Below are 20436 nucleotides of genomic sequence, written 5' to 3' on the forward strand. Positions count from 1 at the left end.
CGACTATCGGCCGGCGCGGTCGCGCTGCCGCGGCCGTCGGCCGCCGGGCTCCGGCGCCGCGTCGCCCTGATCGACCGCACTGCGCTGCTCCGCTTCGAGGCGCTCGGCCTCTTCGCCGCCGATCGCCTCGCCACGGGCGACGAGCCCGGCGACGTCCGACAGCGGGATCTCCTTGAGGAAGAGCGCCAGGATGAACGCGACGGCGATGAACGGCACCAGGTACCAGAACACCGGCGCCAGCGCGTCGGCGTAGGCGTCGACGACTCCGGTGCGCACCGCGTCGGGCAGCGTGCTCAGCACCGACGGGTCGATGGTCGAGGTCGCCTCTCCGGCCTGCTCGGGGCTTGCTCCGGCATCCGTGAACACCGTCGTCAGGTTCTCGGTGAGACGCGTGGTGAACAGCGTGCCGAACACGGCGATGCCGAGCGCGGCGCCCATCTCGCGGAAGTAGTTGTTCGTCGACGTGGCGGTGCCGAGATCGGATGCGGGCACGGCGTTCTGCACGACGAGCACGACGACCTGCATGATGCAGCCGAGTCCGACGCCGAACAGGAACAGGTAGGTGCAGATCAGCCAGATCGGGGTCGAGGCCGTCAGCGTCGTCATCAGGATCATCGCGACGCCGACGATGATCGTGCCGATGATCGGGAACACCTTGTACTTGCCGGTCTTCGTGATGAGCAGACCCGCGGCGATCGACGTGCCCATGACGCCGACCATCATCGGCAGCATGAGAAGACCGGATGCCGCAGCCGACGTGCCTGACGACATCTGAAGGAACGTCGGCACGAAGCCGAGCGCGGCGAACATGCCGATGCCGATCGCCATGCCGATCGCGGTGGCGTTGACGAAGATCGGGTTGCGGAACATCGACAGTGGCATGATCGGGTCGGCCGCACGCGACTCGGTGAAGACGAACAGCCCGGCGGAGGCGACGAGACCGGCGCCCCACGCCCACGTCGCCGTCGATTCCCAGCCGTGGTCGGCCGAGCCGCCGAAGTCGGTGAAGAAGATGAGGCAGGTCGTCGCCGCCGACAGGAACAGCACACCCAGCCAGTCGATGGGCTTCTCAGCCTTCTTGTTCGGCAGCTTCAGGGCGAACACGGCGACGAAGAACGCTGCGATGCCGATCGGGATATTGATGTAGAACGCCCACTGCCAGGTGAGGTGGTCGACGAAGAATCCGCCGAGAAGGGGTCCGGCGACGGCTGCGAGGCCGAAGATGCCGCCGATGGGGCCGAGGTACTTGCCGCGCTGGTCGGCGGGCACGATGTCGGCGATGATCGCCTGCGACAGGATCATGAGTCCGCCACCGCCGACGCCCTGGAGGGCCCGGAAGACCACGAACATCCAGAAGTCGGTCGCGAAGGCGCAGCCCACCGAAGCCAGGGTGAAGATCGCGATCGCCGCCATGAACAGCCGGCGCCGGCCGAGCACGTCGCCGAACTTGCCGTAGATCGGCATGACGATCGTCGTCGCGAGGATGTACGCGGTCGTGATCCACACCTGGTGCGAGACGCCGCCCAGCTCGCCGACGATCGTGGGCATCGCGGTCGAGACGATCGTCTGGTCGAGGCTCGACAGCAGCATGCCCGCGATCAGGGCGGAGAAGATGATCCAGATGCGGCGCTGCGTCAGCAGGAAGGGTGCGTCGCCACCGGGCGTGACGGTGGGGATCGTGGCGGTCGTCATTCGGGGGTTCCCATCAGTGCGTTCTGTGTGGCGAAGAGGCTGCGTGCCGCGGCGACGCGCCTCTCGAAGATCTCGATGAAGGTGTCGTCGTTGCCGGGCTTCAGGAACTCGCCGGCCGCCGAGCGCACCAGTGCGCCGACGAGGTGGGACGCGACCTGCGCGCGCAGATCGCCCGACGGCAGGTTCTCGCGCTGCTCGATCAGTCGCGCGTCGAACTGCTCGCCCTCGGCGCCGAGTTCCAGCATGCGGGCGAGCAGGCGGGGCTCCTTCTCGACCGCGCGGAAGAGGTCACGCACCGTGTCGGGCGCGATGTCGAGGGCGCGCCAGCGCTCCTCGGCGAGCAGCGCGAGCTCGGTGAGCAGGTTGGGTGAGAGCCCGGGGCCGTCCGAGCCGCGGGCGAGGAAGCGGGCGATGGCGGCGGCATCTGATCGCTCCAGAGGGACGCCCAGCACCGCGTCGTCCTTCGAGGCGAAGTAGTTGAAGAACGTGCGCCGTGACACCGCAGCCTCGGCGCAGAGCTCCTCGACGGTGAACCCGGCGAGACCACGCTCGGCGGTGAAGCGGCGGGCAGAGCGGATGAGGGTGCGCGTGGTCTCGGAGCGTCGGCGCTCGCGGAGTCCATCTGCACTATCGGTCACGTCATGCAGTTTTGCACTCTAGGGGCGTGCGTGCAAATTTTGATCAGGTCGCCCGGCCCACCGTCGAGTCGCGGGGCAGCAGCTCGGGCAGCAGGTGCACGCGCTGCACCGGCCGCCGGCCGCCCTCGGCCAGTCGCGCGACCATCGTCTCGACCGCGAGCCGGCCGACGTGCTGCTTGGGCGGGCGGAGTGCCGTGATCGCGGGCTCGGCGCTCTCCGCCACCTCGTCGTCGTACGCCACGATCGCGAGGTCGTCGGGGATCGACCAGCCGTGGTCGCGCGCGTACTGCTCCAGCAGTACAGCCTGGGGGTCGTTGTGGATGAGCAGCGCGGTCGTCGCGGTCTCGCGGCACCGTCCGAGAAGCTCGGCGATGAGCACCTCGCGGGCGACGCCGTCGAGCGCGTCGAGGGTCGCATCGACGTCGACGAGGCACTCGAGGCCGAGCGCCGCCACGGCACGGTCCCAGCCGCGCCGCAGCTGCCACGAAGTGGGGGAGCCGGCGGAGGTCAGGATGCCGACACGCCGGTGTCCGAGCGAGGCCAGGTGATCGGCTGCCAGCGAGCCGCCGAAGACGTGGTCGGTCGTGACCCACTCGAGCTTCGTGAGCGCGAGAGCGGAGGGCACGCGGCGCTCGGCGAGCACCACGGGGATCGGCAGCGCTTCGAGCCAGTGCAGCAGCGCCCGCCCGTCGGCTCCGAGCGTCTCGGGCGCCACGATGAGCCCGTGCAGGCTCCCCGATTCGACGAGCGACGAGATCTGGCGCCGCTGATCATCGACCGAATAGCTCGCTCCGCGGAGGATGAGCTGGACGCCGAGCTCCGTGGCGGCAGCGCGCGCCCCGATGATGATGTGCGGCCAGTAGTAGCTGAGCGACGGCACCACCATGCCCACCCGGAACCGGATCGGCGCGCCGGTGGCGGATGCGGGCACCGTCGTGTCGAGCCGGCTGCGCAGCGTCGCGCCGCCATGGACGCGTGTGACGAGGCCGCGGTCGGCGAGGTGGCCGATGTCGCGGCGGATGGTGAGTTCCGACACCCGGAGCTCCCGCGCGAGGTCCGTGACCCGGACCGAGCCGGTCCGGCGCAGCTCATCGAGGATGTGCTCGCGGCGTGACAGGCCGAAGGCAGGCGGGTCCGTGGGCGGCTCCATGATCGCCTCAGCGTACAACTGTGTGCGATTCGCTTCAAGCATGAACGAGTCTGTTCGATTGACTTCCGGCATCCGTCGCTCTCGATGGAGGATCTCGATGCGGGCACGGTGTCGTGCCCTTCGTGCGTCGCGGCCGACCCCATGGCCTCGAGCGCGCGGAAGCAGCCCCGGAACGGAGAACCGCAGATGTCGGAGGCAAGGATGCCTCGTCCGAAGGACGACCGGAACACCCCTCGTCGCAGCACGCGATCCCTGCGGATCAGCCTCGCCGCCGCGGTGACGGCGGCGCTGATCGCGTCACCGCTGGCGGTGCCGACGATGGCCCAGGCGGCGGTGACCGACCCGGTCGTCGTCAACGTCAACGGCGCCGACGTCGCCGCAGCAGCGCAGAACAAGAACGGGCTCACGTTCAAGGGCTTCGGCGTGCTGTCGGCGAACTCGACGAGTGCGCTGCTCCTCGACTACAAGTCGCAGCATCCCGACAAGTACTGGGAGCTGATCGAGACGCTGTTCGGCGGTGACCACCCGATCATGAACACGGTCAAGATCGAGATGGGCAACGACCGCAACACCTCGACGGGGCCGAACGCGTCGACCATGCGCTCGCGCGACGAGTATCCGAACGTGCTCCGCGAACCGGGCTTCCAGCTCGCCGCCGACGCGCAGCTCGTGGCCCACGGCGACATCCACGTCAGCATCCTCCGCTGGAACCGCCCGGCGTGGGTGGCGAACGACGCCGACCAGTACATCTGGTTCAAGAACACCGTGATCGCGGCGTACCGCGAGTTCGGCGTGATGGTCGACTCGATCAACCCCGACACCAACGAGACCAGCAACCCCAACATCCCGCTCTACAAGACCTTCTCCGGCTGGGTCGCGAACGACGCCGCCGGGTACGAGGGCGCGAGCGCCGCCGACCCGAACAACGGCTTCGCGTCGGAGGAGGAGAAGAGCCTCTTCCGCGCCATCCGCACCGTCGCCGCCGACACGGTCGGCACACCCCCGGTCTCGTTCGGCAACGCGATGACGTCCCCCACGGACTCGTCGCTGCGCGACGCCGTCGACGTGGTCGGGTTCCACTACTCGAGTGCCGACGACAGCGCCGGCAACATGAAGAAGATCGCCGAGCAGCTCGACCAGGAGGTCTGGAACTCGGAGGGACAGTCGACCTTCTCGAGCTCGGCCGACCGCCCGAACAACAACGCGAGCAACGAGCAGGGCGGCTTCGGCACGCAGTTCGGCGGCACGAACAGCGCGCTCGAGATGGGCAACTGGGTCACGACCGGCTTCTCGGCCTCGCGACGTACTCTCAACATCTTCCAGCCGGCGATCGGGTCGTTCTACGACGGGTTCCAGTACTCGTCGAAGGAGCTCGTCAACGCCCGCGACCCGTGGTCGGGCTGGATGTACTACGACGGCGGCCTCGCCGTGATCGAGCAGTTCACGCAGTTCGCGAAGCTCGGGTGGGAGAACGCCGACAACACCGCCGGAATCTGGCGGGCGATCCCGCAGGCATCGAAGAGCGAGCTCGGCACCGGCAACCCGCCGAGTGGCGCGCGTGCGGGCGGGGCGTCGTACACGACGCTGGCCGCGCCCGACGCCTCGGACTTCTCGACGGTGGTCATCAACGACTCGAGCTTCACCAAGACCTATCGCGTCGTCCCGAACGGGCTGAACCTCGGCTCCGACCAGACGGCCGAGCTGTGGGAGACGCGCGCCGCCGACGACGGCGAATCCTACGACGCCAACTACCTGAAGCCGGTCGGCGAGGTCGCGCCCGCGGCCGACGGCTCGTACACCGTCACGGTCAAGCCGTGGTCGGCGCTCACGTTCACCACGCTCGACCACGCGACCGCAGGGGCGGGTGGCGAGCTCACCGCGAAGGACGGCTACGGCAGCTCGCTGCCGACGTCGAAGGAGTACACCGACGCCGAGGGCGGCCGGGATGTGCTCGACACCGACGCGAGCGGAAACGTCAACGGCGTGACCGACGACGCGTTCATCTACGCCGACGACTTCGACTACGCCGAAGCCGGCACGATCAAGGGCTACGACCCGGCGACGGGCCAGCTCGTCGACACCGGCGAGACGTTCCTCGGCAGCCGCGGCGCCGAGGCGAAGCCTGCAGGTACGCCCGCGGTCCAGAGCGAGGACTACGGCGCGACCCCCCGCTACACGAACGACACGAACGGCGCGTTCGAGTCGGTCGCGACGGTGTATTCCGGTGGAGAAGGGGATGCCGCACACGACCGGGTGCTGCGCCAGCAGGTGGGCCCGGGTATGGCGGGCGGCGCGTGGAACGCCGGCGATCCCAAGACCACGATCGGCGACGCGCGCTGGGCGAACTACACCGTCTCGTCCGACGTGCTCTTCGAGGCGACCGGATCGCAGTACGCGACCATCGGCGCCCGTGAGCAGGGCGGCACGGCCAATGGGCAGAGCGTCTCGGCCGCCGAGCTGCGGGTCGACCCGGCCGGTGCCTGGACCTTCATGCGCTACGGCGCGACGCTGTCGAGCGGCAGCGTCGCCGGCACCCCGGCCGTCGCTTTCAAGACCGGCGCGGGCGTCTGGAACAACATCGCGGTGAAGGTCGCCGGCAACGTCTACACGGCGCTCGTCAACGGTGTGCAGGTCGCGACGTACACGGATGCCGCACCGCAGGCCGCCGGACGGATCCAGCTGGGTGCGAGTTTCAGCTTCGTGCAGTTCGACAACCTGAAGGTCGAGACCGTGCCCGGCTACACGCCGTACTACGCGACGATCATCGACGGCATGCACCAGACCAGCTGGGACGACCGCTCCGTCCCGGTGCTGAAGTTCGATGCGAGCTGGAGCCACGTGAACGGGCAGGGCATGTTCGAGTGGCAGCGGACGGCGTCGAAGAGCACCGCCAAGGGCGCGGCGATGACGTACTCGTTCACCGGCACCGGCCTCGACATCATCGGCACGAACAACGGAGCGACGACCCTCGACGTGATCGTCGACGGCGTCACCGTGGCGGCAGCAGCCCCGACGTTTGCGGCGGGCAGCGAGAAGACGACGTTCATGCTGCGCGGGCTCGAGGACGCCGCGCACACCGTCGTCATCAAGACCGCCAACGATGCGTCGATCAACGTCGACGCGGTGGGCGTGATCACCGCGACTGCGGATTCCGCCGCGGTGGACACCGCGGCGCTCACCGCCGCGATCGACACCGTGAAGGGTCTCGACGAGAGCGAGTACAGCGCCGAGACGTGGGCCGTGTTCGCGGCGGTGCTCGCCGACGCGGAGTCGGCCGTCGCCGACCCGGTGGCGTACGGCCTCGATGCCGAGGGCTCGGCGGCGCTCGCCGCTCGCCTGACGGCGGCGGCCGACGGCCTGACGCCCAAGGACGTCAGTGCCGACGTGCTCAACCTCGGTGTGGTGTCGATCACCTCGACCGATCGCGCGCTGCCGGCCGAGCTCACGCTCGCCGGTGTGCAGGCGAAGGTCACGTGGAGCCTCGGCTCCGTCGCCGCAGCGAAGACCACGGCTGAGCTCGGCACGTTCGCCGCGACCGGCCGTTCGACCGAGAAGCTCTCGTCCGGGGTGTACCAGCGCTTCAGCGCCACGGTGCTCGTGGTGCCGGCCGACCTGGAGTACTTCATCGACTCGGGCGCCTCGGGTGCCCCGGACGGATCGGTCTACGCCGCGGCCGCGGCATCCTTCCCGGAGCTGCTCAACGACACGAGCGACCAGAAGTGGGACGGCGCAGCGGCCGGCGAGACGTGGGGCTACTCCACCGCCGCGACGACGCTGGCTGCCGGCAACCCGCAGGACTGGGCCTCGTCGTACGTCGGCGCGGACTTCAACAAGCCGATCACCTACCACCTGACGCTGCCGGCCGGCTCGTACAACATCGTCGGCGTGCAGGCGCCGCGTGCGGGCCTGACGACCAACGTGTATTCCAAGGTGAAGGTCGCCGGCACCGAGACCACCAAGACCGCCGTGTCGACGGGCTCGGCCACACCCGTCGCGCAGAAGCTCACGATCGATGCCGACGCGGTGGTGGACCTCGAGTTCGGCACGACGGGCACGAGCGGCTACAACGCCCGCCTCGCGCTGGTGTACGTGCAGAGCCTGCCGCGTGATCTCGGAGTGCAGGGCGCCCTGGGCGTCGACGACGAGCTGCCCGAGACGGTCGTCGTCGCGGGCACCGAGCGAGCCGTGGAGTGGGATGCCGCATCCGCCGCGCAGCCGCGCGCCGAGTACGCGAAGCTCACCGTGACGGGTCGCCTGACCGACTCCGATCAGGCTGTCGTCGCCGGCTTCGAGATCGTTCCTCCGGCGCTGGTGTACTACATCGACGCGGGCACCAGCGGTGCGGCCTCGCCGCAGTACACGGCGGTCGCCGGCTCGGTGGCGCTGCGCAACGACAAGGTCGACCAGGTCTCGACGGCCGCCGACCAGTGGGGCCACATCGCCGACGGCATGAAGACGAAGGGCACCACCGACATCAACGACAAGTACTCGACGGGTCTGTACCAGGACACGACGAAGCTCGTCTACCGGCTGCCGCTCGACGCGGGCACCTACACGCTCACCGGTGGGTTCACCGAGTGGTGGGGCGTGAACCGCGCGATGTACCAGACGGTGTCGGTCGCGGGAACCGAGCTCGCGAAGGGCACCGTGCCGCTGTCGGGCTCGAACACGCCGATCGCCGCTCCGCTCACCTTCACGCTGACCGCTCCGGCCACCGTCGACTACCTCGTCACCAACGAGGGCGCCGGCAGCGAGAAGCCGGTCATCTCGTGGCTCGCGGTCGCCGACCAGACGCTGCCGGGCGCGCCGCAGAACGCGACGGCCACCCGTGCCGGCGACACCTCGATCACGGTCTCGTGGGATGCCTCGGCCCTCACCGGACCGGGATTCAGCGGGTACCGCGTGTACGAGGCGGGCGGCACCGACCCGGTGTGCGAGACGAGCGGCACGACCTGCACCGTGAAGGCGCTGGAGCTCGGCACCACGCACGCGTACGAGGTCGCGGGCGTGAACGCCATCGGTGAGGGCGAGCGGTCGGCGGCGACGGCATCCGTCACCCTGCCGGAGGTGCCGTCCGACGACGGCGCGAAGACGGCGCCGGGCAAGGGCGCGCTCTCGTCGAACGACGGTTGGGACACCGGCCTCGAGGACGGCACCTTCCAGGTCACGATGAACCTGTGGTGGGGCGAGAACGGGTCGCTGTTCAAGCTCTACCGCGACGGCGAGCTCGTCGCCAAGGTGCCGCTCACGATGATGACGCCCGGCGCGCAGCGCGCGGTCGTCGACATCGAGGGCCTTCCGAACGGCACCTACGTTTTCACGGGAGAGCTGGTGAACTCGAAGGGCACGACGGCGACCGCGCCGCTCACCGTCAAGGTCACCGATGCGTCGCCCGGCAAGCCCGTGCTGTCGGCCGACAACAAGGACGGCGACGGCAAGTACGTGGTCACGGCCGACCTGTGGTGGGGCACGAACGCCACGTCCTACCGGTTCCTCGAGAATGGCGCGGAGGTCGGAGCCGGGGCGCTGACCGCGGCCTCGCCCGACGCGCAGCGCGCGACGCTGCCGATCACCGGCAAGGCGAAGGGCACGTACACCTACACGGTGGAGTTCACGAACGCCGCCGGCACGACGGTGAGCGCGCCCCTCAAGGTGACCGTGACGAAGTAGGAGACGGATGCCGTTCATCGGCGGTTGAGCGGGAGAAGCGAGACGAAGCGCGCCCGGGGCTCTGCGGAGGCTCGGGGCGTTTCGTCTCGCTCGTTCCTCGCTCGCTCAACGACCGGGGGATGTGCATATCGGTCGTTGAGCGAGGGAGCGCCAGCGACCGAGACGAAACGCGTCGGGCCGACCCGCGGCGCCCGGCTCGGGGCGTTTCGTCTCGCTCGTTCCTCACTCGCTCAACGACCGCGGGCCGGGCTCAGCCTGTGACGCTGTCGAGCGTCTCGCCGAGGATCCGCGCGGCATCCGGGAATCGCCGGGGGTCGTCGCTCGAGTAGTTCAGGCGCACGTAGGGCCCAGAGGGCTCGGCCGGGAACCACTCGTCTCCGGCGGCGATGATGAGCCCCCGCGCCTCGGCCTCGCGAACGACGAGTGCGGCATCCGTGCCGTCCGGCAGTCGTGCCCAGAGGTTGAGGCCGCCCTTCGGCGTCGTCTCGATGTGGGCAGTCGGCGCGTGCTCGCGCACGCTGTCGCGCAGCAGGTCGCGCCGCGCCCTCAGCTGCGGGCGCAGGCTCTTCAGGTGGGTGCGCCACGCGGGCTGCGTGACGACATCGAGGGCTGCGGCCTGCAGCAGTCCGCTGACGTACATCGACTCGGCGGCGCGATCGGTGAGGATGCGCTCGCGCGCCGGTCCCCGAGCGATGACGGATGCCACGCGCAGCGCCGGCGACACGCTCTTGGTGAGCGAGCGCAGGTAGATGACGTGGCCGTCGTCGTCGTGTGCGGCGACGGGGCGAGGGTCGGCGTCGATCGCCAGATCATGCGCCCAGTCGTCCTCCACGAGGAAGGCGCCTCGCCGGCGGACGACCTCGAGGACGGCGTCGGCGGTCTCTGCCGTCCACTGCCCGCCGGTCGGGTTGGCAAACGTCGGCTGCGCGTAGAACGCCCGTGCGCCGGTACGCTCCAGCGCCCGGTCGACCTCGTCCGGATCCGGACCGTCGGCACCGGTCGGCACGGGAACCAGGATGACGCCCGCCTGCTCGGCCGCGAGCATGGCACCCCAGTATGTCGGCGACTCGATGAGCAGCGGCTGCCCCGGCCCCACGACCGCGCGGAAGATCGACGACAGGCCGCTCTGGCTGCCCGAGATCACCAGCACGTCCCGTGCGGCGGGCGGCGTGATGCCGGCGGGAGCGCTCGCGGCCAGCTCGTGGGCGAACCACTCCTGCAGCTCGGGCATGCCCGTCACGGGCGAGCGGGTGATCGCCGCGCTCGAGCGCGCCGCGCGGGAGATCGCGGCCCGCACCGCACGCTCCGGAAGGAGATCGGATGCCGGATACCCGGAGTGCAGGCCGATGGCATCGGGTGCGACCGACCGCTGCGTCGACGAGAGCACCGACAGCCGTGCCGGGGGCGCACCGAGCGCTCCCGCCTGCCAGCCGTAGTCGGCGGGCCGTGCCGACCGGACCGCCCGCACGAACGTGCCGATGCCGGGCCGGCTCTCGACCAGGCCGGCGTCGATGAGCGTGCGCATGGCCTTCTGCACGGTGACCGGGCTCGCCGAGTACTCGGCGACCAGCGCCCGGTTGGACGGGAGTCGCGCTCCCGGCGGGGCGGCTGCGATCCAGGCGCGGAGACCGACCGCGATGCGCGTGGTGCTATCCTGACTCATGACACAACAGAGTAGCGCTACTCTCTCGGATGCGCCGGTGCTACCGCGGTTGGCGGGCCTGGGATGGGGCTTCGTCGGCATCGTCGCCTTCTCGTTCACGCTGCCGTTCACGCGCGTCGCCGTCGGCGGTCTGTCGCCGCTCTTCATCGGAGCCGGCCGCGCCGTGGTCGCCGCGGCCCTCGCAGCCCTCGCGCTCTCGCTCACCCGGCAGCACTGGCCGAACGCGGTCCAGTGGGCGCGCCTCGCCGTCGTCGCAGCCGGCGTCGTGGTGGGCTTCCCGCTCCTGACGTCGTACGCGCTGCTCTCGGTGCCGGCGAACCACGCCGTCGTCGTGATCGGCCTCCTTCCCGCCGCGACCGCAGTGATGGCGGTGCTGCGGGGCAAGGAGCGCCCGGCCACTTCGTTCTGGGTGTTCGCGGGCCTCGGCGCCGTGGCGGCCATGACCTTCGCATCGCTGCAGAACGGCGGTCTCGGAGAGCTGCACGAGGCCGACCTGCTGCTGTTCTTGGCGGTGCTCCTCTGTGCCATGGGCTACGCGGAGGGCGGTCTGCTCGCCCGAGAGCTGGGCGCGTGGCAGACGGTGTCGTGGGCACTCGTGCTGGCCGCGCCGCTGATGATCGTCGCGACGATCGTGGCGGTCGTCCAGCAGCCGCCGGCTGCCACGCCGGTCGAGTGGGCGGCGTTCGCCTACCTTGCGGTGGTCAGCATGTTCCTGGGCTTCTTCGCCTGGTATCGCGGGCTGGCGATCGGCCCCATCGCGCAGGTCAGCCAGGTGCAGCTGATCCAGCCCGTGCTCGGCATCCTGTGGTCAGCCCTCTTCCTGCACGAGCGGATCGGACTGCCGACGCTGCTCGGCGGGCTCGCCGTCATCGCCTGCGCGGGCCTTGCCGTCCGCACCCGCCTCACCAGAAAGGAACCCTGATGCGACACACGCCGCGCTATCTCATGACCGACCCCGAGCAGGTCAAGGAGCTCATCCGCCGCCACCCGTGGGCGACCTTCGTCTCGCACACGGCCGATGGGCTGGTCGCGTCCCACTACCCGGTGCTCCTCGACGAGGAGACCGACGACATCGTCGTGGTCAGTCACTTCGGCCGGCCCGACGACGAGCTGCACGAGCTCGGCCGGCACGAGATGCTCGTGATCATCCAAGGGCCGCACGACTACGTGTCGCCGAGCTGGTACGCGCCCGGCGACCTCGTCCCGACCTGGAATCACGTCACCGCACACCTGTACGGCACGCCGGAGATCCTCACCGAGGAGGCGAACTACGCGATGCTCTCGCGGCTGACCGACCACTTCGAGGCGGGGCATCCGCACGGCCGCAGCCTCGACGAGGACGAGGCCGGCACGCGCCGCATCGCGAAGGGCACGGTCGGCCTGCGTCTGCGCGTCACGCGGTTCGATGCCCGGGCCAAGCTCAGCCAGAACAAGCCCGCGGAGGTGCGCGAGAACATCACGGACCACCTCGCCCCGCACAATCCCGCGCTCGCTGAGGCGATGCGGGACGTCGCGCCCTTGCCCGCCTCTCAGGCGCCCTCGATTGCGAGCTGACCGACGCCGGCCGCCGTCTCGTCGGGTCGCGGGTGCGTCGCCGCCCACGACGCGAGCAGGCGCAGGCGCTCGGCGGAGGGCGAGCCGGGCTCGGCCGTGTAGATGAGCATGACGTGGCCGGGCTCGGCGGTGAGCGCGAGCTCCTCGTAGGCGAGGGTGAGCTCGCCGACGACCGGGTGGTGGAAGCGCTTCGTGCCCGCGCCGTGCGTGCGGACGTCGTGCGCCGCCCAGAGCCGGCGGAAGGTCTCGCTGCGCGTCGACAGCTCGCCGACGAGTTCCTGCATGGCCGGGTCGTGCGGATCGCGGCCGGCCTCGGCCCTCATCACCCCGACGCACATCTCGGCGAACCGATCCCAGTCCGGGTAGAACTCCCGGGCCGCCGGATCCAGGAACTGGAAGCGCGCGAGGTTCGGCACGCGGCCGCCGTCGCCGATGACGGGGGAGTAGAACGCGCGGCCCAGCTCGTTCGTGGCGAGGAGGTTCTGGCGCGGGTCGCGGACGAACGCGATCCCGTCGGTGATCGACGCGAGCGCCCACTGCAGGCTGGGCCGTGCGGCCGCCGCCCGGCCGCCGCGACGGCGCGGCCGACCGCTGGTGGGGATGCCGTCGGCCGCGCGGGCGAGGTCGAGCAGGTGTGAGCGCTCCGCGTCGTCGAGCTGCAGGGCGCGCGCGATGGCGTCGAGCACCGACGCCGATGCGCCGGCGATGGCGCCCCGCTCGAGCTTGGCGTAATACTCCACGCTGACGCCTGCCAGGATCGCCACCTCGCCCCGGCGCAGCCCGGCGACCCGGCGGCCCGGCCCCGCGGCGATGCCGGCGGCGTCGGGCGTGACGCGGGCGCGGCGACTCATCAGGAACTCGCGGACCTCGGCTCGATTGTCCATACGAGAAGGCTAGATCGGCTCCGGCGCGCGAGGGGTGCCTTGTCAATACACGTCTCATCAGGAACTCCCCCGGCGGTCGCACTCCCGCGATGCTCGATGCATGACCGAATCCGCCGCCGCGCTGCGTCCCGCACTCACGCGCCTGCTGCCGACGCTGCTGCTCCTGCTGACGGTGTTCGGGCCGATCTCGATGGACCTCTACCTGCCGGCGCTGCCGGCGCTCACGACCGACCTCGGCGCATCGACCTCGGTCGCACAGCTCACGGTGACGGCGTGCCTCGTGGGACTCGCCGCCGGACAGCTCCTCGCCGGCCCGCTCTCGGACCGCTTCGGTCGTCGCGGCATCCTCCTGATCGGCATCGTCGCGTACATCGCCACGTCGGCGCTCTGCGCCGCGACCCCGACGGTCGAGACGCTCATCCTCGCCCGCTTCGTGCAGGGTCTCGCCGGCGGCGTCGGCATCGTCATCGCGCAGGCCGCGGGCCGCGACGTGTACTCCGGCGGCGCGCTCATCCGCTTCTACGGCCGGCTGACCGTCGCCGGCGGCCTTGCCGCGATCATCGGCCCCCTCCTCGGCGGGCTGCTCACCTCCGTCACCGACTGGCGCGGACTGTTCGCCTTCCTCGCCGTCCTCGGCGGCGGCATCCTCGTCATCGCACTTATCGCCTTCCCCGAGACACTGCCGCCCGACCGGCGCACGTACGGCGGATGGGCCCAGACGCTGCGCGACTACCGGACCCTCGTGACGGATGCCCCGTTCCTCGGCGCCGTGCTCAACCAGGGCTTCCTCTACGCGGCGCTCTTCGCGTACCTGGCGGGGTCGACCTTCGTGCTGCAGGACATCTACGGGCTGAGCCCGCTCGGCTACGCGCTCGCGTTCGGCCTCAACTCCGCCGGCTTCATGGTGTTCGGCTACGTCGCCGGGCGGCTCGCCGAGCGCTGGAGCGTGCGCGGCACACTCATCGCGGGCATCGTCGTCGCCGGCGTCGGCGCTGCGGGGCTGCTCGTCGCGGGGCTCACGCCGATGCCGCTGTGGGTCGTGGTCGTCTCGCTCTTCGCGCTCGCCGTCGGCGTGGCGATCACCTCTCCGCCGGCGACCACGCTCGCCCTCGTCGACTACCCGCAGATGGCGGGCACCGCGTCGTCGCTGCTGGGCATGGTGCGCTTCGGACTGGGCGGGATCGCCGCTCCTCTGGTCGGTGTCGCAGGTGCCGCGAGCATCCTGCCGCTCGGACTCGTCACCGTTGTCGCGGTCGGCCTCTCGGCGGTCGCGTTCCTCGCCCTCGCCCGTCGCCGACGCCCCGCCTCGAACGCGGAACAGGCAACGGTCGCGGCATCCGTGATCTGAAAACCCCACGCAGAACCCCGAGAACTGCACCCCCGAGAAGAAGGAGAACCCACATGCGCGCAGTCGTCATGTACGCGCCCGGCGACGTCCGGGTCGAAGAGCGGGACGACCCCACGATCATCGAGCCGACCGACGCGATCATCCGCCTCGCGGCCTCGTGCATCTGCGGATCGGACCTCTGGCCGTACCGCGGAGACGACGCGGTCGACCACACGCCGATGGGGCACGAGTACGTCGGCGTCGTCACCGAGATCGGCGATCAGGTGAAGGACGTGAAGGTCGGCGACTTCGTCGTCGGCTCGTTCTTCGCATCCGACAACACCTGCGAGATCTGCCAGGCCGGGTACCAGTCGCGGTGCATCCACGCGTACCCGATGGGCGTGATCGGCACGCAGTCCGAGTACGCCCGCATCCCGATGGCGGACGGCACCCTCGTGGCCACCCCCGGCATGCCCGACGCCGAGCTCATCCCGTCGCTGCTGGCGGCATCCGACGTGCTCGGCACCGGCTGGTTCGCCGCCGTCGCGGCCGAGGCGGGCCCCGGCAAGACCGTCGCGGTCGTCGGGGACGGCGCGGTCGGGCTGCTCGGCATCCTGGCCGCGAAGCACCTCGGCGCCGAGCGGATCATCGCGATGAGCCGCCACGCCGACCGGCAGGCGCTCGCCCGCGAGTTCGGCGCGACCGACATCGTCGAGGAGCGCGGCGACGAGGGCGTGGCGAAGATCAAGGAGCTGACCGGCGGCTACGGCGCGCACAGCGTCATCGAAGCCGTCGGCACGCAGGAGTCGATGATGCAGGCCATCCGCGCGACGCGTGCGGGTGGGCACGTCGGGTATGTCGGCGTCTCGCACGACGTCGCGCTCGACGGGCTCGAGCTCTTCTTCTCCGGCGTGCACCTGCACGGCGGCCCGGCGCCGGTGCGCCGGTTCCTGCCGGAGCTGATCCAGCTCATCTGGGACCGCAGGATCGACCCCGGTAAGGTGTTCGACCTCTCCCTGCCGCTCGAAGAGGCGGCGGAGGGCTACCGGGCGATGGACGAGCGTCGTGCGACGAAGGTGCTCCTGACGGTCTGAGCCCAGCTCTGCCGGCCGGCGAGAGAACGGCCGGCAGGGCGCCGCTCCGGTCCGGTCACATCGGGGCGGGCTCCGCGGTCACGACGGGGCCGTCGCTGACGGGGCCGGCGGCTCAGGCCTCGGCGAAGAGACGATCCAGCACGTGGCGTGCGAACTCCGCCTGGCCCGGCGGCTTGTTCGTGATCATGATGAGCCCCTTCCACAGAGCCCACCCGCGACCGCGCGCCCACGTCGCCTCGTCGACGGCATAGTCCGTGCGGAACTGCTCGCGCGCAGCCGCCTGCGTCGACGTCCAGCGGAACACCGTGTCGCACGCGGGGTCGCCGGCGCCCGCGCAGCCGAAGTCGATGACGGCGGCGAGCTCGGCGCCCCGCACCAGCAGATTATTGAGCGAGACGTCGCCGTGGAACCACCGCGGGGGCGCGGTGAACGGCGCCGCAAGCGCATCCCGCCAGATCCCCGTCGCGAGATCCCGCTCCCGGCCGTGCACGCGGAAGAGCAGGTCACCCATCTCGTCGTCCCAGTGCTCGAGCGGCCCGCCGCGGAAGGCGCTGTGCAGGCCCGGGGCTGGGGCATCCGTCGCGTCCGCCTCGCCGAGGCGCATCAGGAAGGCCGCGAGGTCGGCGGCGAAGCGCGCCCAGTCGGCGACGGGCGTGACGGATGCCGGCTCCCCGGCCATCCAGCCATACACCGACCACGGTGCGGGGAACAGGTCGCTCGGCTCGCCGATCCCCTCGACCGCGGGGATCGGCAGCGGCACCGCGGGCGCGAGGCGAGGCAGCCACCGCTGCTCCTTGCGCACCTGCGGCACGTAGTCGGGCGCGCTCGGCAGCCGGACGCTGAGGCGGTCGCCCAGCCGGAAGATGCGATGGTCGTTCCCGCCGTTGCGCACCGGGCGGAGCGGAAGGTCGCGCCACTCGGGGAACTGCGCAGCGATCAGCCCGCGGACGAGCTCCTCGTCGATGCGCGACGCCTCGACAGGTACCGTCACGCCGTCGTCCATTTCCGGGGCGCGGTGATCGATCCGCGGTCGACGAAGCGGGTCGGCATCACGATGGTCCGCACCGGCGCATGGGGGTCCTCGATGCGTTCGAGCAGCGTCCGCATCGCGGTCGCGCCGAGGGCTCCGGCATCCTGATATCTGGTCGAGACGCCCGGCTGCACCATGCTCATCCACGGGGCGTCGTCGAAGCCCGCCAGACTCACATCCGACGGGATGCCGAGGCCCAGTGCCGCCGCGGCGCGCCAGGTCCCCTCGGTGAGCACGTTGTTGGCCGCGAAGACCGCGGTCGGACGATCGGCGCGCGACAGGATGCGCTCGGCCGCGGCCTGGGCCTCGTCGGCATCCCACCCGGCCTGCACGATCAGCGACTCGTCCACGCGCACCCGGCGTGCCGCCAGCGCGTCGAGATATCCCTGCTGGTGCTCCTCGCCGGTGGTCCACTCGGTCTCGTCGATCAACAGGGCGATCCGCTCATGGCCGGCGGCCAGCAGCCGCATCGTGGTGTCGTGCGCCGCCGCCCGGTTGTCGACGACGACGGCGTCGCTCTCTTCGGCGTCGAACCGACGGACGACCTCGATGAGGGGCACGCCGATGCGGCTGAGGAAGCCGCTCAGCTCGCGCGAGACCGGCGTCGCGATGACGCCCGACACACGGGACGCCACCAGCTCCTCGGCGGCCGCGAGCTCGTCGGCGCTGTCGCCGCGCAGGTCGACCATCACAAGGGTGCGGCCGTGCGCGCGTGCCTCTTCGCCGATGCCCGAGGCGAGTTCGGCGTAGAAGACGTTGCGCAGGTCCGAGACGAGGACGCCGACCGAGCGGCTGGTGCGCTGCTTGAGTGCGCGCGCGGTGACGTCGACCACGTAGCCGAGTTCCTTCGCGACCGCACGCACGCGTTCGCGCACCTCCGGGGCCACGTAGCCGTTGCCCGACATCGCCCGGGAGGCGGTGGAGCGCGAGACCCCGGCGGCGCCGGCGACCTCGCGGATGGTCGGGCGCGCGAACGGGGCACCCCGTTCGGTCACCACTCCTCCGTCACGGTCACGGTCAGCTGCACAGAGGACTCCTCGCCGGGTCCGAGGACTATCTCGAACTCTTGCCCGGACGAGCGCCAGCCTAGCGGGAGGAGGGGCGTGATCCCGGCGCGCGCCGGCTGGGGCAGCGGGTTGCGCATGCGCACCGTATAGGCCGCCGATTCGCCCGCGACGGCGCGGCGACGGTAGGGGAGCAGCCGTGCGGTCTGCCCGGAGGGTCCGCGCGCGACCGCCGTCACGCTCATTCCAGTCTCTTCCGGTACTCGTCCCAGGTGCGGCCGATGAGCGAGAGGTGCTCGAGGTCGATCGGCTCACCGTCGCGCACATGCTCGAGGTAATAGAGCGCGGGAACGCCGAGCCCCGCCTGCGTCTCTGCGTAGTCGAGCCACTCGGCGCGGTTGGGCATCGGCCACTGGTCGGTGTCGACCGGATACCCGGGAAGCACCCCCGAGACGATCTCGAACCGTGCGCGAAGCTGCGCCGCGACCGACACCGGCCGGCCGGTGACGTCGTGCTCGAGGACGTCGTTCGTGCGCACCATGTCGGTGACGTCGCCGAACGAGGGGTGCACGGTGTGGGTGATGACGAGGGCGTCGGGCTTGACGGTGTGCGCGCTGGACAGCGCGCAGATCTGCATCCAGCGGGCGCCGCCGCCGTCACTCAGTTCCAGATCCGGGGAGGTCACCACGCCGCGGGGGCCGGTGCGCCAAGAGAGCGAATAGCCGGCTCCGTGAACGGTCCGTCGACCGGAGTCACTCGTCAGCGAGGGAGTGGAACTCATGTCCTCAGTCTATGTGACAACGTTCCCAGGCGCTTCAAGTGAGGAGATGTCAGAGGCGTTCGGCGCACGTCCCCATGTCAGAGACGCTCGGCGCACCTCGCCATGTCAGCGGTGCTTGGAGATAGCCCGACCTCACAGGCGTTCGGCGAGCACGGCGCCCTGCGGGTGCTTCTCCGTCGCGCGGGGCTCCCGGTCGAGCACCGCTGTCACGCGGAAACCCGCCTGGCGCAGGGCCTCCCGCACGTACGGCGTGTGGTGAAGGTAGGCGATCAGGTCGACGTCGTGCCCGTACGGCTTGTCGAGCCGGCGCTGTCCGGTGCCCGCCTGGAAACCGAGAAGGAGCAGCCCGCCGGGGCGCAGCACGCGCCGGAACTCGGCATACACCACCCCCAGCCGGTGCGGCGGGGTGTGGATCGTCGAATACCAGGCCAGCACGCCGTCGAACGGCTCATCGGCGAAGGGCAGCTCGGCGTTGTCCGCGGCGACGAGTTCGAGTTCCGGATGCCGCGACCTGGCCTCGGCGAGCATCGCCGGAGAGAGATCGCTGCCCGCGATCACGAGCTCCGGGTCCAGCGTCAACAGGTGCGAGATCATGCGCCCGGTGCCGCAGCCGGCGTCGAGCACTGCCGCCGGCCGAGACTCGAGCCCCTCGACGAAGTGCTGCACCATCGCGAGCTCGGGGGCCGCCTCGTACCGTGTGTCGGGCAGCATCGCGGCATAGCTCGCTGCCACCTCGTCGTAGGCGGTGCGCGTGCGCTCGACGTCGGCCGAGGTCATGCGGCACTCGCTGCCGGCGCCGTTCCGGTTCGACCGGAATCCAACGACGCGAGCAGAAACCGGTGGGTCTCGGGATCGGCGGCCGCCACCAGACCCTGCACGCCCGTGTGGAGTTCTCCGCCGTCGAGGTTGGTGAGGACCACGCCCGCCGCACGGCAGAGCGCGATTCCCGCGGCCCAATGAACGTTCCCCTCCAGCTCTCCGCCGGTGACGTAGCCCGCTTGCTGTCCCGTCGCCACCCACGCGAGGGCGAGCGTCGTCGAGAGGCACTGTGGTCGGAACCGCGCGCGGAAGACCGGGTCCGCCAACAGCGGGAGACCCATCCGATCAGGAAGACGCCGTTCGAGGTTGAGCGCGACGAGGCGGGACGACGCTGTCGGCGTGAGCGCGGTGTCGTCCTGACCCGCTCCATCCCCCAGCGCCTGGCACCGCCATGCGTCGACGCCGTCCGTCCAGAACACGCATCCGGCCGCCGGATCCGCGACGGCGGCAGCAGTGGTCGAGCCGTCGATCTCCAAAGCCACGTTGACGCCGAAGAGGGGGACGCCCGCCGCGAAGTTGAGGGTTCCGCAGATCGGATCGACGAGCCAGCGACGCGAGGACTCGCCGTCGCTGCCGAGCTCCTCGCCGACGATGGCGTCATCGGGCCGATGCCGTGTCAGCACCGCGCGGATCGCGCGTTCCGCCTCAATGTCGGCCGCCGTTGTGAAGTCGACACCGTCCTTATCCGTGCGCTCGGCAGCGCTTCCGTAGCGGGCTCGCGCCACCTCCGCACCTGCCAAGGCGGCGAGCATCGCGACATGTGCGTCGGAAGAACTTGCGTCTGAAGAACCTGCGTCAGTAGGTGCGGATCCCATCACCGGTTCAGTCAAGCACGTACCTCACCCGCGGTTCCTCGGCGCGCGCGCACTGCGCACCGGCGGGGTGTGAGCAGCTCCAGTGGGAGCGCTCAGAAGGGTGGGCCGTCTGGCGAACCGGGTGGGTTGTGGTCGGTGAACAGCCAGGGTTCGCGCATCATCTGTCGTCGGCGTTGCGCGTGGTCGTCGGGGACGAAGCGGATGGCGGGTTCGGGTCGGTCGGTGTGTGGGCGGCCGGTGGGGCTGGTCCAGACGAGCACGCCGGGGGTGGTCTGTTCGACGGTCCAGGGTGTGACGTGTTTCAGGACGTGGTGG

At 70.6% G+C, this 20436-nt stretch carries 16 protein-coding genes and 1 pseudogene; 5 read left to right on the top strand and 12 right to left on the bottom strand.

Translation table 11 applies throughout. The features are described from left to right. Positions 1 to 3: 3 nt before the first annotated feature. From B2K11_RS12085 to B2K11_RS12095, 3 genes are read right to left on the bottom strand one after another with little or no spacing between them, the layout of a single operon-like run. Positions 4 to 1692, bottom strand: a complete 1689-nt coding sequence (locus B2K11_RS12085) for an MDR family MFS transporter (RefSeq protein ID WP_163618535.1) — start codon at positions 1690 to 1692, stop codon at positions 4 to 6. Then, positions 1689 to 2330 carry a TetR/AcrR family transcriptional regulator gene (locus B2K11_RS12090; RefSeq protein WP_163618536.1) on the bottom strand — a complete coding sequence of 214 codons (642 nt, stop codon included), beginning with the start codon at positions 2328 to 2330 and terminating at the stop codon, positions 1689 to 1691. Before B2K11_RS12090 ends, B2K11_RS12085 begins: the two co-directional genes overlap by 4 nt. 43 nt (positions 2331 to 2373) lie before the next feature. After that, complete coding sequence (locus B2K11_RS12095) at positions 2374 to 3480, bottom strand: substrate-binding domain-containing protein (protein WP_163618537.1); 1107 nt, start codon at positions 3478 to 3480, stop codon at positions 2374 to 2376. 201 nt (positions 3481 to 3681) lie between these two features. Between B2K11_RS12095 and B2K11_RS12100 the strand changes: the two genes are divergently transcribed. After that, positions 3682 to 9150: a family 16 glycoside hydrolase gene (locus tag B2K11_RS12100; protein WP_163618538.1), complete on the top strand. Its 5469-nt coding sequence runs from the start codon at positions 3682 to 3684 to the stop codon at positions 9148 to 9150. 250 nt (positions 9151 to 9400) lie between these two features. On the opposite strand, the gene B2K11_RS12105 is transcribed toward B2K11_RS12100, so the two are convergent. After that, complete coding sequence (locus B2K11_RS12105) at positions 9401 to 10813, bottom strand: PLP-dependent aminotransferase family protein (RefSeq protein ID WP_163618539.1); 1413 nt, start codon at positions 10811 to 10813, stop codon at positions 9401 to 9403. Here B2K11_RS12105 and B2K11_RS12110 point away from each other — a divergent pair. Together B2K11_RS12110 and B2K11_RS12115 are read left to right on the top strand one after the other, a co-directional pair. Further along, positions 10812 to 11735, top strand: a complete 924-nt coding sequence (locus B2K11_RS12110; protein WP_163618540.1) for an EamA family transporter — start codon at positions 10812 to 10814, stop codon at positions 11733 to 11735. The two genes, B2K11_RS12105 and B2K11_RS12110, sit on opposite strands and share 2 nt — an antisense overlap. Further along, positions 11735 to 12367, top strand: coding sequence for an FMN-binding negative transcriptional regulator (locus B2K11_RS12115; protein WP_163618541.1), 633 nt, complete (start codon positions 11735 to 11737; stop codon positions 12365 to 12367). Before B2K11_RS12110 ends, B2K11_RS12115 begins: the two co-directional genes overlap by 1 nt. Here B2K11_RS12115 and B2K11_RS12120 read toward each other — a convergent pair. Then, entirely contained in the window at positions 12343 to 13251 is a 909-nt protein-coding gene (locus B2K11_RS12120; RefSeq protein ID WP_163618542.1) for a helix-turn-helix transcriptional regulator, read from the bottom strand. The two genes, B2K11_RS12115 and B2K11_RS12120, sit on opposite strands and share 25 nt — an antisense overlap. 100 nt (positions 13252 to 13351) lie before the next feature. Between B2K11_RS12120 and B2K11_RS12125 the strand changes: the two genes are divergently transcribed. Then, entirely contained in the window at positions 13352 to 14599 is a 1248-nt protein-coding gene (locus B2K11_RS12125) for a multidrug effflux MFS transporter (RefSeq protein ID WP_163618543.1), read from the top strand. A 53-nt stretch (positions 14600 to 14652) separates the two neighbouring features. After that, complete coding sequence (locus tag B2K11_RS12130) at positions 14653 to 15672, top strand: zinc-dependent alcohol dehydrogenase family protein (RefSeq protein WP_163618544.1); 1020 nt, start codon at positions 14653 to 14655, stop codon at positions 15670 to 15672. A gap of 112 nt (positions 15673 to 15784) precedes the next feature. Here the strand turns inward: B2K11_RS12130 and B2K11_RS12135 are convergent, their stop codons facing one another. The 7 genes and pseudogenes from B2K11_RS12135 to B2K11_RS20475 all read right to left on the bottom strand — a co-directional run. Then, complete coding sequence (locus tag B2K11_RS12135) at positions 15785 to 16663, bottom strand: aminoglycoside phosphotransferase family protein (protein WP_239525993.1); 879 nt, start codon at positions 16661 to 16663, stop codon at positions 15785 to 15787. Next, positions 16660 to 17697, bottom strand: a complete 1038-nt coding sequence (locus tag B2K11_RS12140) for a LacI family DNA-binding transcriptional regulator (protein WP_239525994.1) — start codon at positions 17695 to 17697, stop codon at positions 16660 to 16662. Before B2K11_RS12140 ends, B2K11_RS12135 begins: the two co-directional genes overlap by 4 nt. After that, the gene (locus B2K11_RS12145) at positions 17694 to 17951 is read right to left on the bottom strand and encodes a hypothetical protein (protein WP_163618547.1); all 258 of its coding nucleotides are present in this window, start codon (positions 17949 to 17951) and stop codon (positions 17694 to 17696) included. The genes B2K11_RS12140 and B2K11_RS12145 overlap by 4 nt, the downstream gene beginning before the upstream one ends. Further along, entirely contained in the window at positions 17948 to 18487 is a 540-nt protein-coding gene (locus B2K11_RS12150; protein ID WP_163618548.1) for a hypothetical protein, read from the bottom strand. Before B2K11_RS12150 ends, B2K11_RS12145 begins: the two co-directional genes overlap by 4 nt. A 132-nt stretch (positions 18488 to 18619) precedes the next feature. Further along, positions 18620 to 19264: a class I SAM-dependent methyltransferase gene (locus B2K11_RS12155; protein WP_163618549.1), complete on the bottom strand. Its 645-nt coding sequence runs from the start codon at positions 19262 to 19264 to the stop codon at positions 18620 to 18622. Then, positions 19261 to 20058 (bottom strand): inositol monophosphatase family protein, encoded by a 798-nt coding sequence (locus B2K11_RS12160; protein WP_239525995.1) that lies wholly within the window; start codon positions 20056 to 20058, stop codon positions 19261 to 19263. Before B2K11_RS12160 ends, B2K11_RS12155 begins: the two co-directional genes overlap by 4 nt. A gap of 155 nt (positions 20059 to 20213) precedes the next feature. Next, a pseudogene (locus B2K11_RS20475) lies at positions 20214 to 20436 on the bottom strand (hypothetical protein); the annotation flags it as partial.

Origin of the sequence: Microbacterium sp. B35-30, assembly GCF_010634855.1 — a bacterium.
GTDB lineage: Bacteria > Actinomycetota > Actinomycetes > Actinomycetales > Microbacteriaceae > Microbacterium.

Coding starts and splice junctions, on each gene's coding strand:
- B2K11_RS12085 (WP_163618535.1), bottom strand. CDS start 1,692: ATGACGACCGCCACGATCCCCACCGTCACGCCCGGTGGCGACGCACCC.
- B2K11_RS12095 (WP_163618537.1), bottom strand. CDS start 3,480: ATGGAGCCGCCCACGGACCCGCCTGCCTTCGGCCTGTCACGCCGCGAG.
- B2K11_RS12100 (WP_163618538.1), top strand. CDS start 3,682: ATGCCTCGTCCGAAGGACGACCGGAACACCCCTCGTCGCAGCACGCGA.
- B2K11_RS12110 (WP_163618540.1), top strand. CDS start 10,812: ATGACACAACAGAGTAGCGCTACTCTCTCGGATGCGCCGGTGCTACCG.
- B2K11_RS12105 (WP_163618539.1), bottom strand. CDS start 10,813: ATGAGTCAGGATAGCACCACGCGCATCGCGGTCGGTCTCCGCGCCTGG.
- B2K11_RS12115 (WP_163618541.1), top strand. CDS start 11,735: ATGCGACACACGCCGCGCTATCTCATGACCGACCCCGAGCAGGTCAAG.
- B2K11_RS12120 (WP_163618542.1), bottom strand. CDS start 13,251: ATGGACAATCGAGCCGAGGTCCGCGAGTTCCTGATGAGTCGCCGCGCC.
- B2K11_RS12125 (WP_163618543.1), top strand. CDS start 13,352: ATGACCGAATCCGCCGCCGCGCTGCGTCCCGCACTCACGCGCCTGCTG.
- B2K11_RS12130 (WP_163618544.1), top strand. CDS start 14,653: ATGCGCGCAGTCGTCATGTACGCGCCCGGCGACGTCCGGGTCGAAGAG.
- B2K11_RS12145 (WP_163618547.1), bottom strand. CDS start 17,951: ATGAGCGTGACGGCGGTCGCGCGCGGACCCTCCGGGCAGACCGCACGG.
- B2K11_RS12150 (WP_163618548.1), bottom strand. CDS start 18,487: ATGAGTTCCACTCCCTCGCTGACGAGTGACTCCGGTCGACGGACCGTT.
- B2K11_RS12155 (WP_163618549.1), bottom strand. CDS start 19,264: ATGACCTCGGCCGACGTCGAGCGCACGCGCACCGCCTACGACGAGGTG.
- B2K11_RS12160 (WP_239525995.1), bottom strand. CDS start 20,058: ATGCTCGCCGCCTTGGCAGGTGCGGAGGTGGCGCGAGCCCGCTACGGA.